The organism is Ralstonia mannitolilytica (genome assembly GCF_905397375.1).
Taxonomy (GTDB): Bacteria; Pseudomonadota; Gammaproteobacteria; order Burkholderiales; family Burkholderiaceae; genus Ralstonia; species Ralstonia mannitolilytica.
Genome location: NZ_CAJPVG010000008.1, coordinates 26359 through 51174 on the forward strand (window position 1 = coordinate 26359; position 24816 = coordinate 51174).

The following is a 24816-nucleotide window of genomic DNA, read 5'->3' on the forward strand; positions in this document are numbered from 1 at the left end:
GCGCATGACGAACGCAACATCGCGCCGCACGCGCACCGCGCTCATCCTGGGCGCGTCGCGCGGCATCGGCCTGGAAACGGTCAAGCAGTACCGCGCAGACGGCTGGCGCGTGATCGCCACCGTGCGCACGCAGGAAGCCGCGCAGGCGCTGCAGGCATTGGGCGCGGAAACGCACGTGCTCGACCTCACCGACCCCAACGCCGTCGCGGGCCTTGCATGGAAGCTTGACGGCGAAGCGCTGGACGTGGCGATCTACGTGGCGGGCATCTACGGCCCGCGCACGCAGCGCGCCACGCCCGTCAGCCAGGCGGATTTCGATGCCGTGATGCACACCAACGTGTGGGGCCCGATGAGCGTGCTGCCAGCCGTGCTGCCCATGGTGGAAGCCGGACGCAATGGTGCGGATGAGGCCGGCGGCGTGCTTGCCGTCATCTCCAGCCGCATGGGCAGCATCGGCGAGATGGAGAGCAACGGCGGCTGGCTGTATCGCGCGAGCAAGGCCGCGGTGAATGCCGTGCTGCGCGCCGTGTCGCTCGACGCCAGGAACGCCACGTGCCTGACCTTCCACCCGGGCTGGGTGCAGACCGACATGGGCGGTGCAGGCGCGGCCATCACGCCGCAGGAAAGCGTGGCCGGCATCCGCCGCGTGATTGCCGGCGCCACGCGCGCCGACAACGGCGGGTTCCGCAACTACGACGGCAGCGTCATTGCATGGTGAGGCCGAAACAATGCTGCTGACCCAAGAGCAAGAGATGATTCGCGACGCCATCCGCACCTTCGTGCGCGAGGCGATCACCCCGCACGCTGCCGCATGGGACCGCGATGCGACGTTCCCGAAAGACGTGCACCGCCAGCTCGGCGAGCTGGGCGCCTATGGCGTGGCCGTGCCGGAAGAGCTCGGCGGTGCGGGGCTCGACTACCTGTCGCTGGCGCTGATCCTGGAAGAGATTGCCGCGGGCGACGGCGGCACCTCCACCGTCATCAGCGTGAACAACTGCCCCGTGTGCAGCATGCTGATGGCGTTTGCGAACGATGCGCAGAAGCAGCAGTGGCTCGTGCCGCTGGCGCGCGGCGAGATGCTCGGCGCGTTCTGCCTGACCGAGCCGCACGTCGGCTCCGACGCGTCGGCGCTGCGCACCACGGCCGTACGCGATGGTGACCACTGGGTGCTCAACGGCGTGAAGCAGTTCATCACCAGCGGCAAGCATGCCGACGTGGCGATCGTCATGGCCGTGACCGACAAGGCGGCAGGCAAGCGCGGCATCAGCGCGTTCCTGGTGCCGACCAACACGCCGGGCTACATCGTCGCGCGGCTCGAGGACAAGCTCGGCCAGCACTCGTCCGACACGGCGCAGATCGTGTTCGAAGATTGCCGCATCCCCGCCGATTGCCTGCTGGGTGAAGAAGGCGCCGGCTACAAGATGGCGCTGTCCGGGCTGGAAGGCGGCCGCATCGGCATTGCCGCGCAGAGCGTGGGCATGGCGCGTGCGGCTTTTGAAGCCGCGCTGGCGTACGCCAAGGAGCGCGAGAGCTTCGGCCAGCCGCTGTTTGCGCACCAGGCCGTGCAGTTCCGCCTGGCCGAGATGGCCACCCGCATCGACGTGGCACGCCAGATGGTCTGGCACGCCGCCAGCCTGAAAGATGCCGGCCGGCCTTGCCTGAAGGAAGCCGCCATGGCCAAGCTCAACGCCAGCGAGATGGCCGAGCGCGTCTGTTCCGACGCCATCCAGGTCTTCGGCGGTTACGGCTACGTCAGCGACTTTCCGGTGGAGCGCATCTACCGCGACGTGCGCGTGTGCCAGATCTACGAAGGCACAAGCGACATCCAGAAAATCCTGATCGCCCGCGCGCTGGCGTAGGCGGTCTGAACCTCTCAACCCACTCGGCATGACTGCAGTCTCCCAACCCACCTCGGCTCACCCGCGCTTTGACGCGATCCTCTTCGATTGCGACGGCGTGCTGGTCGACAGCGAACCCATCGTCAACCGCCTGATCTGGGAAATGCTGACCGAGCTCGGCATCAACATCAGCCTGGAAGATTCCATCAAGCGCTTCCTGGGCAAGGCCATCCGCGAAGAACTCGATGCGATTGCCGAGATGCGCGGCGCGCCGCTGCCGCCGAACTGGCTGTCCACATTCCATGCCCGCCGCAACGCGTTGCTCGAAGCCGAGGTGGAGGCCGTGCCGCACATTGCCGATGCGATCGAGGCGCTGTCCGGTCTTGGCCTGCCGATGGCCGTGGCCTCCGGCGCCGACCGCATGAAGGTTGAACTGCAGCTCAATCGCACGGGCCTGATCCACCGCTTTCAGCCGACGGACGCGCGCATCTTTTCGGCCACCGAAGTCGCACGCAGCAAGCCCGCACCCGACGTGTACCTGCTCGCGGCGAGCAAGCTGGGCGTTGCGCCCGCGCGCTGCGTCGTCATTGAAGACAGCCCGACGGGCGTGACCGCTGGGCACGCTGCGGGCATGACGGTGCTGGCCTACGCCGGCCGCAACGCACCTGGGCCGCTGGTGGCCGCCGGTGCTTCGCGCACGTTCACCGACATGCGCCAACTTCCGGAGCTGCTGGCGTGAGCCCTGCCAAGCCGATCGCCCGCCTCGGCACGAGCGACGCCTGCCCGTGCGGCAACGGTACCTACGCGCGCTGCTGCGGCCCGTTCCACGCGGGCGAAGCGCTGCCGGCCACCGCCGAACAGCTCATGCGCTCGCGCTACAGCGCTTATGTGCTGGGCGATACGGCGTACCTGCGGCGCACGTGGCATCCGTCCACCTGCCCCGCCGATCTCGAGGCGACGGAGGCCGACGCCGCCCCCACGCGCTGGCTGGGCCTGGACGTGAAGCGCCACACGCCGCTGGACGCCACGCACGCGACGGTCGAGTTCGTCGCGCGCTACAAGGTGGGCGGCCGCGCGCATCGCCTGCATGAAACCAGCCGCTTCGTCCGCCTGGACGCCAGCGGCGCCGAATCCCCCGAGGGCCGTTGGCTGTACGTCGACGGCACCTTCTCTGACTGAACCTCGCACTTCTGCCATGCCGACGCTCGAAACCAAGCTGAACCCCCGCGCCGAAGACTTCAAGACCAACGCCGATGCCATGCGCGCGCTCGTCGCCGACCTGCGCGACAAGGTGGCCCGCATCGCCCAGGGCGGCGGCGAAGAGGCCCGCGCCAAGCACCTCGCCCGCGGCAAGCTGCTGCCGCGCGACCGCGTGCAGCAACTGCTCGACCCCGGCACGCCGTTCCTGGAGTTGTCGCAACTGGCGGCGTACGGCATGTACGACGATGCGGCACCGGGCGCCGGCATCATCACCGGCATCGGCCGCATCTCGGGGCAGGAATGCGTCATCGTCTGCAACGACGCCACGGTCAAGGGGGGCACGTATTACCCGATGACGGTGAAGAAGCACCTGCGCGCGCAGGAGATCGCCGAGCAGAACCACCTGCCCTGCATCTATCTGGTCGATTCGGGCGGCGCCAACCTGCCGAACCAGGACGACGTGTTTCCCGACCGCGACCACTTCGGCCGCATCTTCTACAACCAGGCCAATCTGTCGGCCAAGGGCATTCCGCAGATCGCGGTGGTGATGGGCTCGTGCACGGCGGGCGGCGCCTATGTGCCGGCCATGAGCGACGAGTCGATCATCGTCAAGGAACAGGGCACGATCTTCCTGGCGGGCCCGCCGCTGGTGAAGGCCGCCACCGGCGAAGTGGTGAGCGCCGAGGACCTGGGCGGCGCTGATGTGCACACGCGCCTGTCCGGCGTGGCGGATTACTTCGCCAACAACGACTCGCACGCGCTGGCGCAGGCCCGCAGCATCGTCGCGCACCTGAACCGCCGCAAGCCCGAGCAGGTGCAGGTGCATGCGCCCATCGAGCCGCGCTATCCCGCCGAAGAGCTGTACGGCGTGATCCCGACCGACACGCGCAAGCCGTTCGACGTGCGCGAAGTCATCGCCCGCATCGTCGACGATTCCGCCTTTGACGAATTCAAGGCGCGCTACGGCACGACGCTGGTCTGCGGCTTTGCGCGCATCTGGGGTTACCCGGTGGGCATCATCGCCAACAACGGCATCCTGTTTTCGGAGGCGGCGCTCAAGGGCGCGCACTTCATCGAGCTGTGCTGCCAGCGCAAGATCCCGCTGGTGTTCCTGCAGAACATCACCGGCTTCATGGTCGGCCGCAAGTATGAGAACGAAGGCATCGCCAAGAACGGCGCGAAAATGGTGACGGCGGTGGCGACGGCGCAGGTGCCGAAGTTCACGGTCATCATCGGCGGCTCGTTTGGCGCGGGCAACTACGGCATGTGCGGCCGCGCCTATTCGCCGCGCTTCCTGTGGATGTGGCCGAACGCGCGCATCTCGGTGATGGGCGGGGAGCAGGCGGCCAGCGTGCTCGCCACCGTGCGTCGCGACGGCATCGAGGCCAAGGGCGGCCAGTGGAGCGCCGAGGAAGAAGCCGCCTTCAAGGCGCCGATCCGCGAGCAATACGAGCGCCAGGGCCATCCTTACTACGCCAGCGCGCGCCTGTGGGACGACGGCGTCATCGACCCGGCCGACACGCGCAATGTGCTGGGCCTGGGCCTGTCGGCAAGCCTGAATGCACCGATCGGCGACATGAACTTCGGCGTGTTCCGCATGTAAGCGGACCGCCCATCGAACAGGGATCTGCAGTGAATAGCAACACCGCGCGAACGTGGCGCAGCGCCTGGGCAGCCGTTGGCTGCGCGCTATTGCTCACAGCCGCGCACGCCAGTGAACCCCTCCCGCCCGGCATGACCGAAACGGTGGTGGATGTGCCCAAGTCTGCGGGCATCTTCACCATCAAGCTGGAAACCACGATCTACAAGCCCGCCGGCGACGGGCCCTTCCCGCTCATCGTGCTCAATCACGGCAAGGCGCGCGGCAAGGCGGCATTCCAATCGCGTGCCCGTTACAGCGAGCAGGCGGCGGCGCTGGTCGCGCGCGGCTACGTGGTGGCCATCCCGATGCGGCAGGGGTTTTCCAAATCCGGCGGCGCGTATATCGGCAGCGGCTGCAACGTGGAAGCCAACGGCATCATCCAGGCAGAAGACGTGGTGGCCGCGCTCGACTACATGACCGCGCAGCCGTACGTGGACCGCAACCGCATCGTCGTCATGGGCCAGTCGCACGGCGGTTTGACCACGCTGGCCTTCGGCACCATCGCCTACCCCGGCGTGCGCGGGCTGGTTAACTTTGCCGGTGGCCTGCGCAACGACACCTGCGTCGATTGGGAAAGCAATCTCGTGCGCGCCTTTGAAACGTACGGCCGCCAGTCACGCTACCCGTCGCTCTGGTTCTACGGCGACAACGACAGCTACTGGCCCAAGCCGATGCCCGAGAAGATGTTCGCGGCCTACACGAGTGCGGGCGGCAAAGGCCGGCTGGTGGATTTCGGCACCTTCAGGGGCGACTCGCACGGCATGTTTGCCAGCCACGCGGGGTTGAGCATCTGGCTACCGCAGGTCGACGCCTTCCTGCGCGAACTTGGCTTGCCCGCAGGCCCTGTCGGTCCGGTCGGCCCAGCCAGCCCCACAGCCGCAGAGGCCTCCGGCGCAGACGACCCCAAGTCCGACACCAACAAGGACCCGGAATGAACACTTTCGAGACCCTCGCCTTCGCACAGAACGGCGCCGTCGCCACACTCACGCTGAATCGGCCTGACTTGCGCAACGCCTTCAACGAGACCGTCATCGCCGAGCTGACCGGTGCGTTCCGCGCGCTGGCCGATGAGCCCAGCGTGCGCGCCATCGTCCTGGCCGGCAACGGGCCCGCCTTCTGCGCGGGCGCCGACCTCAACTGGATGAAGAAGATGGCCGGCTACTCCGATGACGAGAACCGCGCCGACGCCCTGCGCCTGGCCGAAATGCTGCGCGCCATCTACACCTGCCCCAAGCCCGTGATCGCGCGCGTGCAGGGCGACACGTACGCCGGCGGCGTCGGGCTGGTCGCCGCGTGCGACATCGTCGTCGCCGTCGACACGGCCAACTTCTGCCTGTCGGAAGCAAAGCTCGGGTTGATCCCGGCCACCATCAGCCCATACGTGATCCGCGCGCTGGGTGAGCAGGCATCGCGCCGCTACTTCATCACCGCCGAGCGTTTCTCCGCCGCGCAGGCGCATCGCCTGGGCCTGGTGCATGAGCTGGTGAGCGCAGACGCGCTCGACGCCAAGGTGGGCGACATTACAGCCGCGCTCGTCGCCAACAGCCCGAATGCCGTTCGCGAGAGCAAGCGCCTGGTGCGTGAGGTGGCTGGCGCCGCCGTCAACGACGCCTTGCTGGCGGATACCGCCGAGCGCATCGCCGCCATCCGCGCCTCGGAAGAAGGCCGCGAAGGCGTGCAGAGTTTCCTGGGCAAGCGCAAGCCGAACTGGCTGCTGCCGGCCTGACCCGCATAACAACGAAACCACGCATCACTTGAAGGAAGTCCTCATGCAATCCACTCCACTGAACTTCGTGCCGAACGCCGCCAAGGTGCCGCCCACGCCCGGGCAGAATCCCAACGCCCGCTGGAGCCGCGAAGCCATCGAAGCGCTGTTCGCCCTGCCGTTCAACGACCTGCTGTTCCAGGCGCAGCAGGTGCACCGCGCCAACTTTGATGCGAATGCGGTTCAGCTGTCGACGCTGCTGTCCATCAAGACCGGCGGCTGCCCCGAAGACTGTTCGTACTGCCCGCAATCGGCGCGCTACGACACCGGGGTCGAGGCTGAAAAGCTGATGCCGGTCGACGCGGTGCTCGAAGCCGCCGCACGGGCCAAGCAGAACGGCGCCAGCCGCTTCTGCATGGGCGCCGCGTGGCGCAACCCGAAACCGCATCAGCTCGACGCCGTGGCTGAGATGGTGCGCGGCGTGAAGGCGATGGGGCTGGAGACTTGCGTGACGCTCGGCATGCTGAAGCAGGAACAGGCCGTGCAGTTGAAGGAAGCGGGCCTGGACTACTACAACCACAACCTCGATACCGCGCCCGAGTTCTATGGCGAGATCATCACCACGCGCACGTATCAGGACCGGCTCGACACGCTCGAACACGTGCGCGAAGCGGGCATCAACGTGTGCTGCGGCGGCATCGTCGGGCTGGGGGAATCGGTGCACGAGCGCGCGGGCCTGATTGCCGAACTGGCGAACATGGAGCCGTATCCGGACTCGGTGCCCATCAACAACCTGGTGAAGGTGGAAGGCACGCCGCTGGCGGGCAACGAAGAACTGGACCCGTTTGATTTCGTGCGCACGATTGCCGTGGCGCGCATCACGATGCCCAAGGCGATGGTGCGACTCTCCGCTGGCCGCGAGGCGATGGACGATGCGCTGCAGGCGCTGTGCTTCATGGCGGGCGCCAACTCGATCTTCTATGGCGAGAAGCTGCTGACGACGGATAACCCGGAGGCCGATGCGGATCGGAAGCTGCTGGCGCGGTTGGGGATGCGGGTGGAGGTGCAGGATCATCTGCATCAAAGCGCTGATGCTTCGCACTCGCATTCGTCGCATTGCCATATCGACATTACGCCGGCGGACTGATGCTTTGTTGTGGGGGTGGGTCTTGGTTTTTTGTTGGTGGTCTGCCTCCCTTTCGGCCCCGGCAGGGGATGAAACAAGGAATGCACCACAAGTGCAAAACCAAAACCAGGAGACGTAACAACACCATGATCACCAAGCTCCTCATCGCCAACCGAGGCGAAATCGCCTGCCGGGTCGCCGCCACCTGCCGCAAGCTCGGCATCCGCACGGTCGCGGTCTACTCCGATGCCGACGCCAACGCCCGCCACGTCGCGGCCTGCGACGAAGCCATCCACATCGGTGAGCCCGCCGCCCGCGACAGCTACCTCCGCGCCGACCGCATCCTCGAAGCCGCACGCGCCACGGGCGCGCAAGCCGTCCATCCCGGCTACGGCTTCCTGTCGGAAAACGAAGCCTTCGCCAAAGCCTGCGCAGACGCCGGCATCATCTTCGTCGGCCCGCCGGCCTCGGCCATCGAAGCGATGGGCAGCAAGAGCGCGGCCAAGGCGCTGATGGAAACGGCAGGCGTGCCGCTCGTCCCGGGCTACCACGGTGACAACCAGGACGCCGCGTTCCTGCGCACGCAGGCCGATCGCATCGGCTATCCCGTGCTCATCAAGGCAAGCGCCGGCGGCGGCGGCAAGGGCATGCGCGTGGTGGAATCGGGCGACGCGTTCGAAGCGTCGCTGGCCTCAGTCAAGCGTGAGGCGTCGTCCAGCTTTGGCGATGACCGCGTGCTGATCGAGAAGTACCTCACGCGCCCGCGCCACATCGAAATCCAGGTCTTCGCCGACAGCCTCGGCAATGCCGTCTACCTGTTCGAGCGCGATTGCTCGGTGCAGCGCCGCCACCAGAAGGTGCTGGAAGAAGCCCCGGCCCCGGGCATGACGCTGGAGCGTCGCCGCGCGATGGGCGAAGCCGCCGTGGCCGCCGCGCGCGCCGTGGGCTACGTGGGCGCCGGCACGGTCGAGTTCATCGTCGACGAAGACGGCACGTTCTACTTCATGGAGATGAACACGCGCCTGCAGGTCGAGCACCCGGTCACCGAAATGATCACGGGCGAAGACCTCGTCGAATGGCAATTGCGCGTGGCCTCTGGCGAGCCGCTGCCGCGCACGCAGGACGAACTGCACATTCACGGCCACGCGCTCGAAGCGCGCATCTACGCTGAAAACCCCGACCGGGATTTCCTGCCCTCGATCGGCACGCTGAAGGTGCTGCGCACGCCGGCAGCGGTTGAGTTCACCGTGGGCGCGCAAGCCAATGGCGAACCCGCCGCCGTGCGCATCGACGCGGGTGTGCGCGAGGGCGACGCCATCAGCCCGTACTACGACCCGATGATCGCCAAGCTGATCGTCTGGGGCCGCGACCGTGACGAAGCGCTCGCGCGCATGCTGCAGGCGCTGGGCAGCTTCCACCTGGTGGGGCTGTCGTCCAACGTGGCGTTCCTGCGCCGGCTTGTTGCATCGAAGCCGTTTGCGACCGCCGATCTGGATACCGGCCTGATCGCGCGCAATCACGACACGCTGTTCCCCGCCGCAGCGGACGTGCCGCAAGACGCCATCGCGCTGGCGGTGGCAGCGTTGCTCGCCCGCGAGGCGCGCAGCCTGCGCACCGACACGCGCGACCCGCATTCGCCGTGGGCGCGCGGCAGCGGCTGGCGTCTGAATAGCGAGGCGGAGCGAACGCTGCGTTTCACGCACGGCGATCAGCCGATCGACGCCACGCTCGTCTACGGCCGTGACGGCACGCGCCTGAAAACGAAGGGGCATGAGGCGCCCTTCACCACGCAGCGCCATGCCGAGACCTTCACCGTCACGCTCGGCACGCACAAGGCGACCGGCCAGGTGCACGCCGATGGCGATGCCTTCCACGTCTTCACTGGCGGCGCGCACTGGACGCTCGAGCGTCACGACCCGCTCGCCCATGCCGGCGAAGCCGATGACGAAGGCGGCAAGCTCACGGCGCCGATGCCGGGCAAGGTCATCGCCGTGCTGGCCGCGCCCGGGCAGACCGTCACCAAGGGCGCGCCGCTGGTCGTCATGGAAGCCATGAAGATGGAGCACACATTGACCGCGCCGGCCGACGGCGTGGTCGAGTCGGTGCTGTATGGCGTGGGCGATCAGGTGACGGAGGGCGTGCAGTTGCTGGCCTTCAAACCCGCCGAGTGACGCCACTGCGGGCCGCCGCGCGGCATGGCGGCCCCTGCTACACTGCTTGACGTATACGTCAACTCAGACCCGAAGTTGCCTCACATGCACATCCAGATCTACACGCCCGACGGCAAGCCCCAACCCTGGCTCGATGGTTTTGCGCAGGCGCTGCCCGAAGCGCGGCTGTCGGTGTGGGAGCCGGGCGCGACGCCAGACGCCGACTACGCCGTCGTCTGGCAGCCGCCCGCCGAGATGCTGCGCGGGCGCCGGGATCTGCGTGCGGTGTTCAACCTGGGCGCGGGTGTCGATGCCATTCTGGGCTTGCGTGCGCAGTCGCCGGATGCCATTCCCGAGGGGCTGCCGATCGTGCGCCTGGACGACGCCGGCATGGCCGCGCAGATGAGCGAGTACGTCGCGCACGCCGTGCTGCGCTTCTTCCGTCGGCTCGATGAATACGAGCGCCAGCAGCAGGCCCGGATGTGGCGTTTCCTCAAGCCGTTCAGGCGCGAGGAATTCGTTGTCGGCGTGCTGGGGCTGGGCGTGCTCGGCACGCACATCGCCAGGACGCTGGCCGGCTTCGGCTTTCCGGTGCGCGGCTGGAGCCGGTCGGCCAAGAACATCGACGGCATCGACTGCCGCGCGGGTGCCGATGCCCTGCCCGGCTTCCTGTCCGGCACGCGCGTGCTGGTGAACGTGCTGCCGCTGACGGCCGACACCGAGAACGTGATCGACGCCGCGCTGCTCGCGCAGCTCACGCCGGGCGCGTTCCTCGTCAACGTGGCGCGCGGCAAGCATGTGGTGGAAGACGACCTGCTGGCCGCCGTGCGCAGCGGCCACATTGCCGGGGCCGCGCTCGACGTGTTCCGCACCGAGCCGCTGCCGGCCGACCACCCGTTCTGGACCGAACCGCGCATCCACATCACGCCGCACATTTCCGCGCTGACGCTGCGCGAGATCAGCATTGCGCAGATCGCGGGCAAGATCCGCGCGCTGGAAGCCGGCGAACCGATTGCCGGCATCGTCGATCTGCAACGAGGTTATTGAGATGACACTCCCGCATTTTGTGAAGGTGGTGGAAGTTGGCCCGCGCGACGGTCTGCAGAACGAGAAGTCGCCGGTCTCGGCCGACACCAAGGTCGAACTGGTGAACCGGCTGTCCGACGCCGGCTTCGTCAACGTGGAAGCGGCGTCGTTCGTGTCGCCCAAGTGGGTGCCGCAGATGGCCGACGGCGCCGATGTGATGGCGCGCATCCAGCGCCGGCCGGGCACGCTGTATTCGGCGCTCACGCCCAACATGAAGGGCTTCGAGGCCGCTGCCGCCGCCGGTGCGGATGAAGTCGTGATCTTCAGCGCGGCCAGCGAGGCCTTCTCGCAGAAGAACATCAACTGCTCGATTGCCGAATCGATCGAGCGGTTCGTGCCGGTGGCCAAGGCCGCGAAGGATGCGGGCATTCGCGTGCGCGGATCGATCTCGTGCTCGCTCGGGTGCCCCTATCAGGGCGAGGTGCCGGTGTCGGCGGTGGTGGATGTGATCCAGCGCATGGCCGACCTCGGCTGCGACGAGATCGACATTGCCGACACCATCGGCGTGGGCACGGCCGGGCAGGTGAAAACCGTGATGGAAGCCGCCGCGGCGACGTTCCCGATCGACCGCCTCTCGGGCCATTTCCACGACACGTACGGCCAGGCGCTGGCCAACATCCTCGCCAGCCTGGAAGTCGGCATCGCGATCTTCCACGCCTCGGTGGCGGGGCTGGGCGGCTGCCCGTACGCCAAGGGCGCGACCGGCAACGTCGCCACCGAAGACGTGCTGTACCTGCTGCACGGCCTGGGCATCCGCACCGGCATCGACCTCGACAAGGTGGTGCTGGCGGGTGACTTCATCTCGCAGGCCATCGGCCGCCCGACGGCTTCACGCGCCGGACGCGCGCTGCTGCTCAAGCTGCAGGACCAGGTCGCGCAGGCCTGCATCTGACGACGGACGAAGAACAACGACGATGACTGCTACCGATACGAACGCCCCCCTGCCCGAATCCGCCCAGCGCGTGGCTGACCACCTGCGTGCGCTCGGCTATGAGAAAGACATCTTGATGCTGCCTGCCACCGGCAAGACGTCTGCCGAAGCCGCGGCCGGCCTCGGCTGCTCGGTGGCGGAGATCGCCAAGTCGATCATCTTCCGCCGCGCCGAAGACGATGCGCCCGTGCTGGTGATCGCCAGCGGCACCAATCGCGTCGACGAAGCCAAGGTTTCGGCGCACGTCGGCGCGCTGGCCAAGGCCGATGCCAAGTTCGTGCGCGAGAAGACCGGCTACGCCATCGGCGGCGTGTGCCCCGTCGGCCATGCGGTCAAGCCCATCATGCTGCTCGATCGCGACCTGTTCCAGTACGACAGCGTGTGGGCCGCCGCCGGCCACCCGCATGCGGTGTTCAACCTCACGCCCGCCGAGCTGCAAGCCATGACCGGCGCGCCCGTCGCCGACATCGCCCTGCGCGATTGACCCACGCCATGGATGCCTGCACGCGCGCGCAACTCAAGCTTGCCCTGGGCAAGCTGCGCAACAGCCGTGTGCAGGCCGAGCGCACGCAGCCGGTGGCGTCGCCGTGCATCAGCGTGTGCAAGATGGACGAAGCACGCGGCCTGTGCGTCGGCTGCATGCGCACCCTCGACGAGATCGCCGCGTGGTCGACCATGACCGACGCGGCACGCCTGGCCGTGTGGCAGACCCTGCCCGAGCGCGCCTGCGCATGGCTCAACGACACGTCTGGCGGCTGACATGGCCGAGCACGACGTCGTCGCCTTGCCAGCGTCGATGCGCGTGTTCGAGCGCGGCTGGCTGTCGTCCAACAACATTCTCTTTTTCGATGACGATGCACACGGCGGCTGCGCGCTGATCGACTCCGGCTACGTCACCCACGCGCCGCAGACCACCGCGCTGGTCCAGCACGCGCTGCAAGGCAAGCCGCTGCGCCGCCTGCTGAATACGCACCTGCATTCCGACCACTGCGGCGGCAACGCGGCGCTGCAGGCGCTGTACGGCTGCCACACCCGCGTGCCTGCCGCGCAAGTCGACGACGTGCGCCGCTGGGACACCACCGCCCTCAGCTACGCGCCCACCGGCCAGCAGTGCGCGCGCTTTGCGCTGCCCGAAGCGGGGGCCGGCCTCGCAGACGGCATGACGTTGCGCCTCGGGGGCTTCGACTGGCAGGTCATCGGCGCGCCAGGACACGATCCGAATGCCGTCATCGTCTACAGCCCCGAGACGCGCGTGCTCGTCTCCGCCGATGCGCTGTGGGAGCGCGGCTTTGGCGTGATCTTTCCCGAGCTGGAGGGCGAGAGCGGCTTTGCCGAGCAGCAGGCCATTCTGGAGCGCATCGCCCGGCTCGACGCGCGCGTGGTGGTGCCGGGGCACGGTCGCCCGTTCACCGGCGTCAGCGCCGCCATCGATGCTGCGTTCAGCCGGCTCGCGTATCTGCGCGCCGACCCTGAGCGCAACGCCCTGCACGCCATCCGGGTGCTGGTGAAGTTCAAGCTGCTGGAGCAGCAGGCCCTCACGCACGAGACACTGGCCGCGTGGTTTGCGCAGACCACGCTGATGCCGCGCCTTCAGGCACGCTTCTTTCCCACGACGTCGCTCGCCGAGATGCTCGACGCGGCCGTCGCCGGGCTGGTCAAGGCCGGGGCCGCCACGATCGAATACGGCCGCCTTCACAACCGCGACTGAGACGGCACGTCGCCGCCACGCGGCCGGCCCATGCCGGTAAGCGCCTGACCCCATTCGATATTTTTTGTCAACGTAAGGCAATCGCCAGTTTTTGCGTTGACTCCCTCACATGTAAACAATAACAATTCTCATTTGCATTCATCAGATCATTGGATCTCTCAAGGGAGCGGCATCACGCCATGCAAGCAGCACAGACGGAACGCAAGCGCACCGAACACTCGGTGGTCGGCTACCTCACGGGGGCGATGAGCTTTGCCGTGGCCTCCGCGCCGGCCATGGCGGACACCGACAAGCCTCACGTCACGGCCACGCTGCCCGAGCAGACCGTCACCGGCAGCAGCGGCTTCAAGACCGACGAAGCGTCGACCGGCAAGTTCACCGCTCCGCTGCTCGACACGCCCAAGTCGGTCACCGTCATTCCGGCCGAGGTGCTGCAGGACAGCGGATCCGTCACCCTCACCGAGGCGCTGCGCACGGTGCCGGGCATTGCGTTTGGCGCGGGCGAAGGCGGCAACCCGGTGGGCGACCGCCCGTTCATCCGCGGCTATGACGCCCAGGCGAGCACCTTCCTCGACGGGCTGCGCGACATCGGTGCGCAGTCGCGCGAGCTGTTCAACGTGGAATCGGTGGAAGTCATCAAGGGGCCGTCGGGCGCGTATGAAGGGCGCGGCTCGGCGGGCGGCGCGATCAACATCGTCTCGAAGGCGCCCAAGCTGGAGACGTTCACCGAGGGTACGGTGTCAGTCGGCAACGCGACGTACAAGCGCGCCACGGCGGACGGCAACTACCAGATCGGCGATCACGCCGCCTTGCGCATCAATGGCATGTACCACGATGCCGGCGTGGCCGGCCGCGATGTCACGAGCTTCAGCCGATGGGGCATCGCACCGTCCATCGCCTTCGGGCTGGGCACGCCCACGCGCGCGACGCTGTCGTACTACCACCTGCAGTCGAACGACACGCCCGACACCGGCATCCCCTACAACAACGGCAACTTCAACCGCCGCACCGATGGCCGCCCGCAGCTGTTCGGCCCCGGCGATGGCGCGCCGGTGAACGTCGATCGCAACGTCTACTACGGCCTGGGCCGCGACTTCCGCCGCGACCGCGTCGACATGGGCACCTTCACGCTGGAGCACGATGTGTCCAGCGCGCTGAAGCTGCGCAACACCACGCGCATCGCCCGCACCAGCCAGGACTATATCTGGACGCAGCCCGACGACAGCCAGGGCAACATCTACTACGGCATGGTCTGGCGCCGCACCAACTCGCGCTACGCCGTCGCCAATACCGCCGCCAACCAGACCGAGGCGACGGGCAGGTTCCAGACCGGCAGCCTCAAGCACAGCTATGCGGCCGGCCTGGAGTTCTCGCGCGAGCGCAGCCGCAATGACACCTACACCGTTGCCACCGGCAGCAACCGGTGCCCGAGCGGCACGGGTGCGGCAGGCGGCTACAACTGCACGAGCCTGTTCACCCCCAATCCCAACGACCCGTGGGCGGGCAGCATCACGCTCAGCAACAACCCGGCCGAGACGACCGTGCGCACGCAATCGGCGTACGTGTTCGACACCATCGAGCTGTCGCCGCGCTGGCAGGTCAACGGCGGCGTGCGTTTTGACCGCTATTCGGCATCGGCGACCACGTCGGCCAATGCGCAGGGCGTGCGCTCCAGCTTCTCGCGCGACGACAACCTGCTGAACTATCAGCTCGGCCTCGTCTTCAAGCCGGCGCAGAACGGCAGCATCTATCTCGCATACGGCACGTCTTCCACGCCGTCGGGCTCGGTGGCGGGCCAGGGCGCCGATACCAGCGCACTCACGCCGGACCGCTCGGGCAATCGCGGCGACGTGCTGGCCCCCGAGAAGAATCGCGCCTACGAGCTCGGCACCAAGTGGAACGTGCTCGACAACAAGCTCGCGCTGACGGCCGCGGTGTTCCGGATCGAGACCACCAACGCCCGCATCGTGCAGCAGGACGGCACCGCCGCCATGGCCGGCAACAAGCGCGTCGATGGCTTCGAGCTCGGCTGGTCGGGCGCGCTGACCAGCCAGTGGCAGGTTTTCGGGGGCTACACGTTCCTCAAGAGCGAACTGCGCAACAACGGCGGCGCAGGCGCGGCGTTTGGCGCGACGAACGGCACCGCGTTCCCCAACACGCCAAAGAACAGCTTCAGCCTGTGGACGACGTATCAGCCGATGCCGAAACTCACGCTGGGCGGCGGCGCGTACTACGTCTCGAAGGTATGGGGCAGCGCCAACCCCGCCAGCCCGAAGTGGGTGCCGGCCTACTGGCGCTTTGACGCCATGGCCGCGTACCGCATCGACAAGCACACCACCCTGCAACTGAACGTGCAGAACGTGTTCGACAAGGTGTACTTCAACCAGGCATATGCGTCGCACTATGCATCGCTGGCGCCGGGGCGCACGGCCATCCTGACGCTCGGTATCCGCTACTGATGGCGGTACATGCCGCAAGCACCGCAGCCGATGCGGCGGTCGATGCCATCCACGCGCTGCTGAGCGGCCCCGCCGGCCGCGCCGCGCGCTGGCTTGCCGGTGCCGCACGGCGCGGCCATACGGAGGCGCAGACCCTCTACGGCCAGTGGCTGCTCGATGGGCGCGGCGTCAAGCGCAACGCCACCGAAGCGCTGTACTGGTTCAAGACCGCCGCGCTGGCCGGCCACGCCATGGCGGCCAACATGCTCGGCCGCTGCTACGAGCACGGCTGGGGCACCCCCGCCTGCGACAAGACCGCCACGCATTGGTACGCCCGCGCGGCAGAGGCCGGCCTCGACTGGGGCCAGTACAACTACGCCACGAGCCTGCAGCTTGGACGTGGCGTGCCGGCAGACCGCGCGCACGCATTCGCGCTCTTCCGGGCCGCTGCGGCGCAAGGGCATGCCAAGTCGATCAACGTGCTCGGCGGCTTCTATGAAGACGGCTGGGAAGTCGAGGCGGACCTGGCCATGGCCCTGCGCTGTTACCTGCGCGCGGCCGAAGGCGGCGACTTCCGCGGCCAGTTCAACGCCGCCCGCCTGCTGGCCATGGCCGGCCGCCTCGACGAAGCGCACGACTGGATGCAGGCCGTTCCGCACACCGCCACCCCGGCCTTCCTGGCGAAGGCGCATGACTTTCTTGCCGGCCATCCCGATGCGCGTCTGCGTGCGCTGGCCGGTGCGCTGGAAACCACATCACCATGCTGCTGAAGATTCCGGCCGTCCTCACCAAGCACCAGGTCGCGCAGTGCCGCGCCGTCATCGACGCCGCCCAATGGGTGGACGGCAAGGTCACCGCGGGAGCGCAGTCGGGCCAGGTCAAGCACAACCTACAGTTGCCGGAGGGCTCCCCCGCAGCGCGCGAGGCGGGTACGCTGATCCAGGATGCACTGGCCGCCAACACGCTGTTCTTCTCGGCCGCGCTGCCGCTGAAGGTGTTCCCGCCGCTGTTCAACCGCTACGCGGGCGGCCAGAGGTTCGGCAACCATGTCGACAACGCCGTGCGCCACCTGCGCGGCACCGATTTCCGCGTCCGCAGCGACCTGTCGTGCACGCTGTTCCTGACCGAGCCCGAGGACTACGACGGCGGTGAACTCGTCATCGACGACACCTTCGGCGAACACCGCGTCAAGCTCGCGGCCGGCGACATGGTGCTCTACCCGAGCAGCAGCCTGCACCGCGTGACGCCCGTCACGCGCGGCGCGCGGGTGTGCTCGTTCTTCTGGCTGCAGAGCATGGTGCGCAGCGATGCCCATCGCACGCTGCTGTTCCAGATGGATACGGCGCTGCAACGCCTGATGGCGCTGCTGGGGCAGGAAGAGCCGTCCGTCATTGCGTTGACGGGGACCTATCACAACCTCTTGCGGGAGTGGGCGGAGGCGTAGTCCGTCCCGTCGCGCTCATGCAAAAAATGCCCGCATCTCCTTGAGCAGGGCCTCGGGTGCCTCCTCCGGCACGTAATGCCCGCACGGCACCGTGCCGCCGCTCACGTCGTCCGCCACGGCGCTCCACAGCCCGAGCGGCTGGAAGCACCGCTGGATCACGCCGTGCTCGCCCCACAGCACACGCAGCGGCACGCGCACGCGCTTGCCGGCATCGCGGTCGGCGCGATCGTGTTCGAGGTCGATGGTGGCCGCGGCGCGGTAGTCCTCGCACATGGCGTGCACGCAGTCGGGCTCGCGCATGGCGGCGGCGTAGGTGGCCATCGCTTCGGGGGCGAACGGCTGGAGCCCGGCGTGGCGCAGCCCCATCAGTTTGCTGATGTAGAAATCGGGCGTCGCGTTGATGAGGGTCTCGGGAAACGGCGTCGGCTGGATCAGGAAGAACCAGTGCCAGTAGGCGGAGGCAAACGCCATGTCGGTGTTCTCGTACATCGCCAGCGTCGGGGCGATGTCGAGCAGCATGGCGCGCTCGACGTGCGCGGGGTGGTCGACGCACAGGCGATGCGCCACGCGCGCACCGCGATCATGCGCGCATAGCCGGAAGCGCCCGAAGCCCAGGGCGCGCATCACCTCGACCTGGTCCTGCGCCATGGTGCGCTTGCTGTACTCCACGTGCCGGGCGCTGCCGGCCGGCTTGGACGAGGCGCCGTAGCCGCGCAGGTCGGTGGCGACGACGGTGTAGTCGCGTGCCAGATCCTGCGCGACCTTGTGCCAGATCACATGGCTTTGCGGGTGACCGTGCAGCAACAGCAGGGGCGGACCGCTGCCGCCGATCACCCCCGCGATCTCCACGCCATTGACCGCCTGGCGGAACGGGCGAAAGCCGGGAAACAGCGCGGCGTCTGCCGCGGCGGTGGCGGCGTCGATGGAAAGCGGTGCGGTCATGCGGGTCTCCGGTCAGGTGCGATGCGTGTGCGCTGTTGGAAGTGCGATGTGCGCTCCGCATGCTAGCGCAGACCGGGCACGGCGGTTGCGGCCTCGTCCACTCCGTCTTCCCGACCAGGAGTTCGACATGACCCCGCTACATGACTTGCGCATCGCCATCCTCGTCCATGACCTGTTCGAGCAGGCCGAGCTCGCCAGCCCCAGGCAGGCGCTGGAGGGGGCCGGCGCCATCGTCAGCATCGTCTCGCCCAAGCCGGTCAGCGTGACGGGCCTGCACCATGCGGACAAGGGCGACACCTTCAAGGTGGACATCTCGCTCGACGTCGCCAAACCGGAAGATTTCCACGCGCTGGTGCTGCCCGGCGGCGTGGTCAACGCCGATGCGCTGCGCATCGTGCCCGAGGCCCAGGCCTTTGTAAAAGCGTTCGACCGCGAGCAAAAGCCGATCGCCGTGATCTGCCACGGGCCGTGGCTGCTGGTCTCGGCCGGGCTGGTGCGCGGGCGCACGCTGACGAGCTGGCCCACGCTGCAAGACGACATCCGCAACGCCGGCGGCACGTGGGTCGACCAGGAAGTGGTCACCGACCGCAACTGGGTCAGCAGCCGCAAGCCCGACGACCTGCCGGCCTTCAACCGCACCTTCATCGAACTGCTGGCGCAGCAGGTCCACGCTTGAGCGCATGCGGCCTCGCGCAAGGCAGGGTGCGGGATCGTTCCTATAATCGAACGACGTTCCCCCGCCAGGAGGCGCCATGCCCGCCGCCAAGCATCTGCCGCTCGCGCTGCAGCACCTCACGCTGCCGGTGATCGGCTCGCCGATGTTCATCGTCAGCTACCCCGAGCTGGTGCTGGCGCAGTGCAAGGCCGGCATCGTGGGCGCGTTTCCGGCGCTCAACGCGCGGCCGGCCGAGGTGCTCGACGACTGGCTCACGCAGATCAACGAGGCGCTCGCCGCCTATGGCGCCGCGCACCCGGACCGGGTGGTGGGCCCGGTTGCGGTCAATCAGATCGTGCACCACTCGAACGCACGGCTGGAGCAGGACGTGGCCACCTGCGTCAAGCACAAGGTGCCGATCTTCATCACGTCGCTGCGTGCGCCCGTCAAGGAGATCCTCGATGCCGTGCATGGCTACGGCGGCATCGTGCTGCATGACGTGATCAACCTGCGCCACGCCGAAAAGGCGCTCGAAGCCGGCGTGGATGGCCTGATCCTGGTGGCTGCGGGCGCGGGCGGGCATGCCGGCACGCTGTCGCCGTTCGCGCTGGTGGGCGAAGTGCGGCGCATCTTTGACGGGCCGATCGCGCTGTCGGGCGCCATTGCCACCGGCGACGCCATCCTCGCCGCGCAGGCCATGGGCGCCGACCTCGCCTACATCGGCACGCGCTTCATCGCGAGCCAGGAGGCGCATGCGGCCGAAAGCTACAAGAGCGCCATCGTGCGGGCCGCGGCCTCGGACATCATCTACACGAACCTCTTCACCGGCGTGCACGGCAACTACATCCGCGAGAGCATCGAGCTCGCCGGCCTCGACCCCAACGCCCTGCCGCAGGCCGACAAGTCCGCCATGAACTTCGGCGACGGCACCTCGCGGGCGAAGGCATGGAAAGACATCTGGGGAGCCGGCCAGGGCGTCGGCCAGATCGCCGACCTGCAGCCGGCGGCGGAGATCGTTGCCCGCCTGAAAGCCGAGTACGACGCCGCCCGGCTGCGCCTTGCGCTGCACCTGCGCCTCTAGGCTGAGCGACGCATGAATGCCGTGCAGCACTTGAATTGACTTGCGCGGGCAGCGCTCCTACAGTCCGAGGATTCACGGTTTAATATGCGGCGCCGCAAAACCGACGACCGCGCGCTCGTATGCGCAAGCATCCCGGGGGGGATGTCCGACAGGCGTCTGGTTTCCTGTTGCGCGCGCCGACGACAAAGGAGAACACGATGACGCACTGCCCCGCGCGCGAGCGCCGGCTCACCAAGCTGGCGTCCGTGGCGCTGAGCGTGGCCGCCTTTGCCATGGCAGCCTGCTCCACCCAGAACGCGCCCACCACGGCACCGATCGAACAGCGCCTGCCGCAGCCGAACGAAGCGCTCGTGCGCTCCGCCTATGTCTACGCGTTTCCGCTGATGATGACGGATGCGCTGCTGCAGACCACGTCGGCACTCGCCCCCACCGGCACCTTCATGCATCAGCGCACGCTGGAAGACGAAGCGCTGCCCACCGGCGTGCGCCCGCGCGTGGATGTGCTCGCCAGCAGCGCCTTCGTCGACCTGCGCACCGGGCCGGTCATCCTGAGCCTGCCCGACGCGGGCCGCCGCCACCTCTGGGTCTCGCTGCATGACGCGTGGACGGATGTCTTCGAATCGCTGGGCAACCGCACCTCCGGCGCACGCGCCGCGCACTACGCGATCACGCCGCCAGGCTGGGAAGGCACGCTGCCGCCAGGGGTCAAGCAGATTGCCGCGCCGACCAGCCTGGTGTGGATCGTCGCTCGCACGCAGGTGCTTGGCCAGCGCGACATGGCCTCGGCCAGCCGCGTGCAGGACCGCTACCGCGTCATGCCGCTGGAGACGTTTGGCAAGCCGGCGGCCCGCGAGGCGGCCGGCAAGGTCCGTGCGGACAAGGCCACCGACATCGACGCGAGCCTCGATGCCGCCCGCCGCCGCGTGACCGCGCTCGATGCCAACAGCTATTTCACCCGCTTTGCCGAGTTGCTCAGGACGAATCCGCCGCATACAGCCGACTCGACGATGGTGCAGTCGCTGCGCGAGCTCGGGATCGTGCCCGGCGCCCCGTTTGACGCCAAGGCCGTGAACACGGCCACCCTGAAGGTCATGGACGCAGGCGTGGCCGCCGCGCGGGACACCCTGGCGCTTGCCGCCAGGCAGCCGCCGGTCACGCAGAACGGCTGGTTCATCCCTCGCATGGTCGGCGCCTACGGGCTGGACTATGCGCAGCGCGCCATCGTCGCCTGGGATGGCGGCGGCACCGACCTGCCCGAAGACATGCTCATCGCCACCGCCAGGACGGATGCGAACGGCATGCCCCTGGACAGCACGCACCGCTACGTCGTGCATTTCGACCGGGGCCAGCTGCCGCCCGAAAACGCCGGCTGGGCGCTGGCCGCCGTGCAGCAGCCGCCTCGCACCGCAGACCGCTCGAGCCTGCACAACGTGCTGAGCGAGGCGGACCGCCCGCGGCTGAACCGCGACGGCTCGCTCGACATCCTGATCCAGCGCACCCCGCCCAGCGGCATGCGCAGCAACTGGCTGCCGCCGCCCACCGGGCCGTTCCTGCTGCGCATGCAGCTGACGTGGCCCAAGGAAGAAGCACTCGACGCAACATGGGTGCCGCCGGCCGTCCAGCGACGCGATCCGGCGCCGCAATAGCGGTACCGCCCCATCGGGCGATCACACCTCGGCCACGCGCACCACGAGCTTGCCGAAGTTGCGTCCTTCGAGCAGGCCGAGGAAGGCGGCCGGGGCGTTCTCCAGGCCCTCGACGCGGTCTTCGCGCACCTTCACCTTGCCGGCCGCCACCCACGCGGCCATGTCGCGCTGGAACGCGTCGTAGCGACTGGCGTAGTGGTCGAGGATGATGAAGCCCTGCATGCGTACGCGCTTCTGCAGCACGGTCGCGGTGACCTTGGGCAGCCGGTCTGGCCCGGCGGCGGCCTCGTCGTTGTAGTGCGCAATGAAACCGCACACCGGCACGCGCGCGCCGATGTTCAGCAGCGGCAACACCGCGTCGAACACCTCGCCACCCACGTTTTCGAAGTACACGTCGATGCCGTCTGGGCAGGCCTGGGCCAGGCGCTTCGCGAGGTCGGGTTGCCGGCGGTCCAGGCAAGCGTCAAAGCCGAGCGTGTCGACGGCGTAGCGGCATTTGTCCGCGCCGCCGGCAATGCCGACCACGCGCGCGCCCTTGAGCTTCGCGATCTGTCCGACCACCGCGCCGACCGCGCCCGTGGCCGCGGCCACCACCACGGTTTCGCCGGGCTTGGGCTCGCCAATGTCGAGCAGACCGACGTACGCCGTAAAGGCGGGCATGCCAAGCCCGCCCAGCGCCAGCGATGGCTCCGGCATATCGCCCAGCGCGGTCAACTCGTCGCCGGCGGCAACGGCATAGTCCTGCCAGCCAGCCGCGCCGAGCACCACATCGCCCTCGCGAAACCGCGCGTCCCGCGATGCCACCACGCGGCTGACGGTACCGCCCACCATGGGCGCGCCCACCTCCACCGGCGGCGCGTAGCCGGGGCCGACTTCATCCATCAGATTGCGCATGTAGGGGTCGAGCGACAGGTACAGCGTGCGCAGCAGCACCTGGCCGTCCTGCGGCGTGGGCACGGCAGTCTCTTCGATGCGGAAGTTGTCGAGCGAAGGCGTGCCGCTGGGGCGGCTGGCGAGAACGATGCGGCGATTGACGGCTTCACGTTGCGGCATGGCAATCTCCTGTAGACCAATCGTCTAGAAAACGGCGAAAAAAATTTGCGTGGCTGGGCAATCTAGCAGCAATCGCAAGATTCAGCTGACGGTTGCGCAAGGCACTACCCTCAGCAAGGCCAATCATTCGTCGCTTCATATTCCAGTTTACTAGACGAAGAATTCCATTAAACTGGAATGCATGGACATCCATCAACGTATCGCCCGGCGCCTGCGCGAATTGCGCGACGCCCAGGGGCTCTCGCTCGACGCGCTGGCCGAACGCAGCCAGGTCAGCCGATCGGCCATCTCCCTGATCGAGCGCGGTCAGAGCAGCCCGACCGCTGCGGTGCTCGATCGGCTCAGCTCCGCGCTGGGCGTGACGCTGGCCTCGCTGTTCGAAGACGGTGCGGCGCCGGCCGCGGAGCCCTCGCCCGTATCGCGCGCGGCGGAGCAGCCGGAGTGGACCGACCCCGCCTCGGGCTACGTGCGGCGCAACCTGTCGCCGGCAGCGCGTTCGCCGCTGCAGCTCGTGGAGGTGTACTTTCCGCCCGGCGAGCGCGTCGCCTATGACACCGGCGCGCGCGATGCGGAAATCCACCAGCAGGTGTGGATCATCGAAGGCACGATGGAAATGACCGTGGGCGACGCGCACTGGCGCCTCAATGCAGGCGATTGCCTGACCATGCGGCTGGACTGTCCGATCGTCTATCACAACCCCACGCGGCGGCCGGCCCGCTACCTCGTCGCACTCACAACCGTATCCGCTGCCCACTGGAGGCCCTGATGACCGACACCCTGACCATCCGCCGCGTGGGCGCCAACGAGGCAAGCGCGTGCGTCGATGCCTTAGCCGATGTGCTCATCGACTGCGTGGAGGGTGGCGCGTCGGTCAGCTTCATGGCGCCGCTGTCGCAAGACAAGGCGCGGGCATTCTGGCGCGGTGTGGCCGACGGCGTGGCCAGGGGCGAGCGCGCCCTGCTGATTGCCGAAGACGCGGCAGGCGCCATCCACGGCACCGTGCAACTGGTGCTCGCGCAGCCGGAAAACCAGCCGCACCGCGCCGACGTCGCCAAGATGCTCGTGCACCGCCGCGCGCGCCGGCAAGGCTTGGCGCAGCGGTTGATGGCGGCCATTGAAGACGAGGCGCGCGCCGAGGGTAAGACGGTGCTCGTGCTCGACACCGTGACGGGCGGCGACGCCGAGCGGCTGTACGCACGCGCCGGCTGGCAGCGCGTGGGCGTGGTGCCCAACTACGCGCTGATGCCGGACGGCGCGTTCTGCGGGACGACGTTCTTCTGCAAGCAGCTGGGCGCCGCCGATTAAATCGTCAACGTGCCGCGGCCGATTTCGATCACGCGGCCACCGACGTGGATCGTGCCGTCGGCATCCACACGCAGCGTGAGGTGGCAGGGTCGCCCCACCGCAGCGCCCTGCTCGATGCGGTAACTGGCCGGCAACGCATGGCCCGTCGCGCGCAGCCAGCCGCCGAGGTTGGCACACGCCGAGCCGGTGCCCGGATCTTCGAGCATGCCGGTGCCGTATTCGAAGAAGAAGCGCGACACCACCGGATCATTGCTGCCGGGCTTCGGCATGGTGAAGACGTACGCATTGCGCCCGTCGTTGCGGCTGCGCGGCCACGCGTCGAACACCGACAGATCGGGGCGGGCGCGATCGACATCAGCGCGTGTCTTGACGGGCACCATCAACTGTTCGATACCGGCATCCACCCACAGCGGCGGGCCTGCCAGCGCATCGGCATCCAAGCCCAGCATGGCGGCGATGGCCGGGTCCGCCTCGCGCGTGCTCAGGGCCCCGGAGCGCGGCGGCACCAGCGACCACCCGTCGTCCTGCGCCGTCAGCGACACGATGCCCGACTGGCAACGCAACGTCAGCTCATTGCCGGGGCCATACAGTTCGCGCACCACCTGCGCGGTCCCCAGCGACGGGTGGCCGGCAAACGGCATCTCGTAATCGGGCGTGAAGATGCGGAAGCGCGCCGTGGCGCCATCGGCCTCGTCGGGAAAGATGAAGGTGATCTCGGACAGGTTGAACTGGCGTCCGATGGCCTGCATGGTGGCGTCGTCCAGGCCGCGCCCGTCTTCAAACACGGCGAGCTGGTTGCCGCCAAAGGTGGATTCGGCAAAGACGTTGAGCAGGCGGAAGGCGTAGCGCGACATGGTGGCGTCCGA

At 68.0% G+C, this 24816-nt stretch carries 25 protein-coding genes; 22 read left to right on the top strand and 3 right to left on the bottom strand.

Going from position 1 to position 24816, the window contains the following annotated elements:
• The first annotated feature begins 4 nt into the window (after nt 1–4).
• From KHN96_RS15415 to KHN96_RS15495, 17 genes are all read left to right on the top strand, one after another.
• Nucleotides 5–718 (top strand): SDR family oxidoreductase, encoded by a 714-nt coding sequence (locus tag KHN96_RS15415; RefSeq protein WP_062738687.1) that lies wholly within the window; start codon nt 5–7, stop codon nt 716–718.
• A gap of 10 nt (nt 719–728) precedes the next feature.
• On the top strand, nt 729–1859 hold the full coding sequence (locus KHN96_RS15420; protein ID WP_062738688.1) for an acyl-CoA dehydrogenase family protein: 1131 nt from the start codon (nt 729–731) through the stop codon (nt 1857–1859).
• Nucleotides 1860–1887: 28 nt separating this feature from the next.
• Nucleotides 1888–2577: an HAD family hydrolase gene (locus KHN96_RS15425; RefSeq protein WP_045785608.1), complete on the top strand. Its 690-nt coding sequence runs from the start codon at nt 1888–1890 to the stop codon at nt 2575–2577.
• Between the two features lie 14 nt (nt 2578–2591).
• Nucleotides 2592–3017 (top strand): YchJ family protein, encoded by a 426-nt coding sequence (locus KHN96_RS15430; protein ID WP_062738719.1) that lies wholly within the window; start codon nt 2592–2594, stop codon nt 3015–3017.
• A 16-nt stretch (nt 3018–3033) separates the two neighbouring features.
• Nucleotides 3034–4641 (top strand): carboxyl transferase domain-containing protein, encoded by a 1608-nt coding sequence (locus KHN96_RS15435; RefSeq protein WP_062738689.1) that lies wholly within the window; start codon nt 3034–3036, stop codon nt 4639–4641.
• 29 nt (nt 4642–4670) lie between these two features.
• Complete coding sequence (locus KHN96_RS15440; protein ID WP_045785606.1) at nt 4671–5615, top strand: dienelactone hydrolase family protein; 945 nt, start codon at nt 4671–4673, stop codon at nt 5613–5615.
• The gene (locus KHN96_RS15445; RefSeq protein ID WP_062738690.1) at nt 5612–6406 is read left to right on the top strand and encodes an enoyl-CoA hydratase/isomerase family protein; all 795 of its coding nucleotides are present in this window, start codon (nt 5612–5614) and stop codon (nt 6404–6406) included. The genes KHN96_RS15440 and KHN96_RS15445 overlap by 4 nt, the downstream gene beginning before the upstream one ends.
• A 43-nt stretch (nt 6407–6449) precedes the next feature.
• Nucleotides 6450–7532 (top strand): biotin synthase BioB, encoded by a 1083-nt coding sequence (gene bioB, locus KHN96_RS15450; RefSeq protein WP_062738691.1) that lies wholly within the window; start codon nt 6450–6452, stop codon nt 7530–7532.
• Between the two features lie 125 nt (nt 7533–7657).
• On the top strand, nt 7658–9682 hold the full coding sequence (locus KHN96_RS15455; RefSeq protein WP_062738692.1) for an acetyl/propionyl/methylcrotonyl-CoA carboxylase subunit alpha: 2025 nt from the start codon (nt 7658–7660) through the stop codon (nt 9680–9682).
• 84 nt (nt 9683–9766) lie between these two features.
• Nucleotides 9767–10708, top strand: coding sequence for a 2-hydroxyacid dehydrogenase (locus tag KHN96_RS15460; protein ID WP_062738693.1), 942 nt, complete (start codon nt 9767–9769; stop codon nt 10706–10708).
• Nucleotide 10709: 1 nt separating this feature from the next.
• Entirely contained in the window at nt 10710–11639 is a 930-nt protein-coding gene (locus KHN96_RS15465) for a hydroxymethylglutaryl-CoA lyase (protein ID WP_062738694.1), read from the top strand.
• Between the two features lie 22 nt (nt 11640–11661).
• Entirely contained in the window at nt 11662–12162 is a 501-nt protein-coding gene (locus tag KHN96_RS15470) for a YbaK/EbsC family protein (protein WP_062738695.1), read from the top strand.
• Nucleotides 12163–12170: 8 nt separating this feature from the next.
• Nucleotides 12171–12437 carry a DUF1289 domain-containing protein gene (locus tag KHN96_RS15475; RefSeq protein WP_045785599.1) on the top strand — a complete coding sequence of 89 codons (267 nt, stop codon included), beginning with the start codon at nt 12171–12173 and terminating at the stop codon, nt 12435–12437.
• 1 nt (nt 12438) lies between these two features.
• On the top strand, nt 12439–13386 hold the full coding sequence (locus tag KHN96_RS15480) for an MBL fold metallo-hydrolase (RefSeq protein WP_062738696.1): 948 nt from the start codon (nt 12439–12441) through the stop codon (nt 13384–13386).
• A 179-nt stretch (nt 13387–13565) separates the two neighbouring features.
• Nucleotides 13566–15845 (top strand): TonB-dependent receptor, encoded by a 2280-nt coding sequence (locus tag KHN96_RS15485; protein ID WP_062738697.1) that lies wholly within the window; start codon nt 13566–13568, stop codon nt 15843–15845.
• Nucleotides 15845–16594 carry a tetratricopeptide repeat protein gene (locus KHN96_RS15490; RefSeq protein ID WP_062738698.1) on the top strand — a complete coding sequence of 250 codons (750 nt, stop codon included), beginning with the start codon at nt 15845–15847 and terminating at the stop codon, nt 16592–16594. The genes KHN96_RS15485 and KHN96_RS15490 overlap by 1 nt, the downstream gene beginning before the upstream one ends.
• A complete protein-coding gene (locus tag KHN96_RS15495; protein ID WP_062738699.1) occupies nt 16585–17268 on the top strand; it encodes a Fe2+-dependent dioxygenase in 684 nt (227 codons plus the stop codon). The genes KHN96_RS15490 and KHN96_RS15495 overlap by 10 nt, the downstream gene beginning before the upstream one ends.
• 15 nt (nt 17269–17283) lie before the next feature.
• Here KHN96_RS15495 and KHN96_RS15500 read toward each other — a convergent pair whose 3' ends face one another.
• Nucleotides 17284–18210: an alpha/beta fold hydrolase gene (locus tag KHN96_RS15500; RefSeq protein WP_062738700.1), complete on the bottom strand. Its 927-nt coding sequence runs from the start codon at nt 18208–18210 to the stop codon at nt 17284–17286.
• A gap of 127 nt (nt 18211–18337) precedes the next feature.
• Between KHN96_RS15500 and KHN96_RS15505 the strand changes: the two genes are divergently transcribed.
• From KHN96_RS15505 to KHN96_RS15515, 3 genes are all read left to right on the top strand, one after another.
• Complete coding sequence (locus KHN96_RS15505; RefSeq protein ID WP_062738701.1) at nt 18338–18886, top strand: type 1 glutamine amidotransferase domain-containing protein; 549 nt, start codon at nt 18338–18340, stop codon at nt 18884–18886.
• Between the two features lie 76 nt (nt 18887–18962).
• Nucleotides 18963–19946 carry an NAD(P)H-dependent flavin oxidoreductase gene (locus KHN96_RS15510; RefSeq protein WP_062738702.1) on the top strand — a complete coding sequence of 328 codons (984 nt, stop codon included), beginning with the start codon at nt 18963–18965 and terminating at the stop codon, nt 19944–19946.
• A gap of 197 nt (nt 19947–20143) precedes the next feature.
• Complete coding sequence (locus tag KHN96_RS15515) at nt 20144–21592, top strand: DUF1254 domain-containing protein (RefSeq protein WP_062738703.1); 1449 nt, start codon at nt 20144–20146, stop codon at nt 21590–21592.
• Nucleotides 21593–21613: 21 nt separating this feature from the next.
• Here KHN96_RS15515 and KHN96_RS15520 read toward each other — a convergent pair whose 3' ends face one another.
• Nucleotides 21614–22645: an NADP-dependent oxidoreductase gene (locus KHN96_RS15520; RefSeq protein ID WP_045785590.1), complete on the bottom strand. Its 1032-nt coding sequence runs from the start codon at nt 22643–22645 to the stop codon at nt 21614–21616.
• Nucleotides 22646–22826: 181 nt separating this feature from the next.
• On the opposite strand from KHN96_RS15520, the gene KHN96_RS15525 reads away from it, so the two are divergent.
• Complete coding sequence (locus KHN96_RS15525; protein ID WP_062738704.1) at nt 22827–23411, top strand: helix-turn-helix domain-containing protein; 585 nt, start codon at nt 22827–22829, stop codon at nt 23409–23411.
• Complete coding sequence (locus tag KHN96_RS15530) at nt 23411–23950, top strand: GNAT family N-acetyltransferase (protein WP_045785588.1); 540 nt, start codon at nt 23411–23413, stop codon at nt 23948–23950. The genes KHN96_RS15525 and KHN96_RS15530 overlap by 1 nt, the downstream gene beginning before the upstream one ends.
• On the opposite strand, the gene KHN96_RS15535 is transcribed toward KHN96_RS15530, so the two are convergent.
• Nucleotides 23947–24804, bottom strand: coding sequence for a PhzF family phenazine biosynthesis protein (locus KHN96_RS15535; protein ID WP_045787742.1), 858 nt, complete (start codon nt 24802–24804; stop codon nt 23947–23949). The two genes, KHN96_RS15530 and KHN96_RS15535, sit on opposite strands and share 4 nt — an antisense overlap.
• Between the last annotated feature and the right edge of the window lie 12 nt (nt 24805–24816).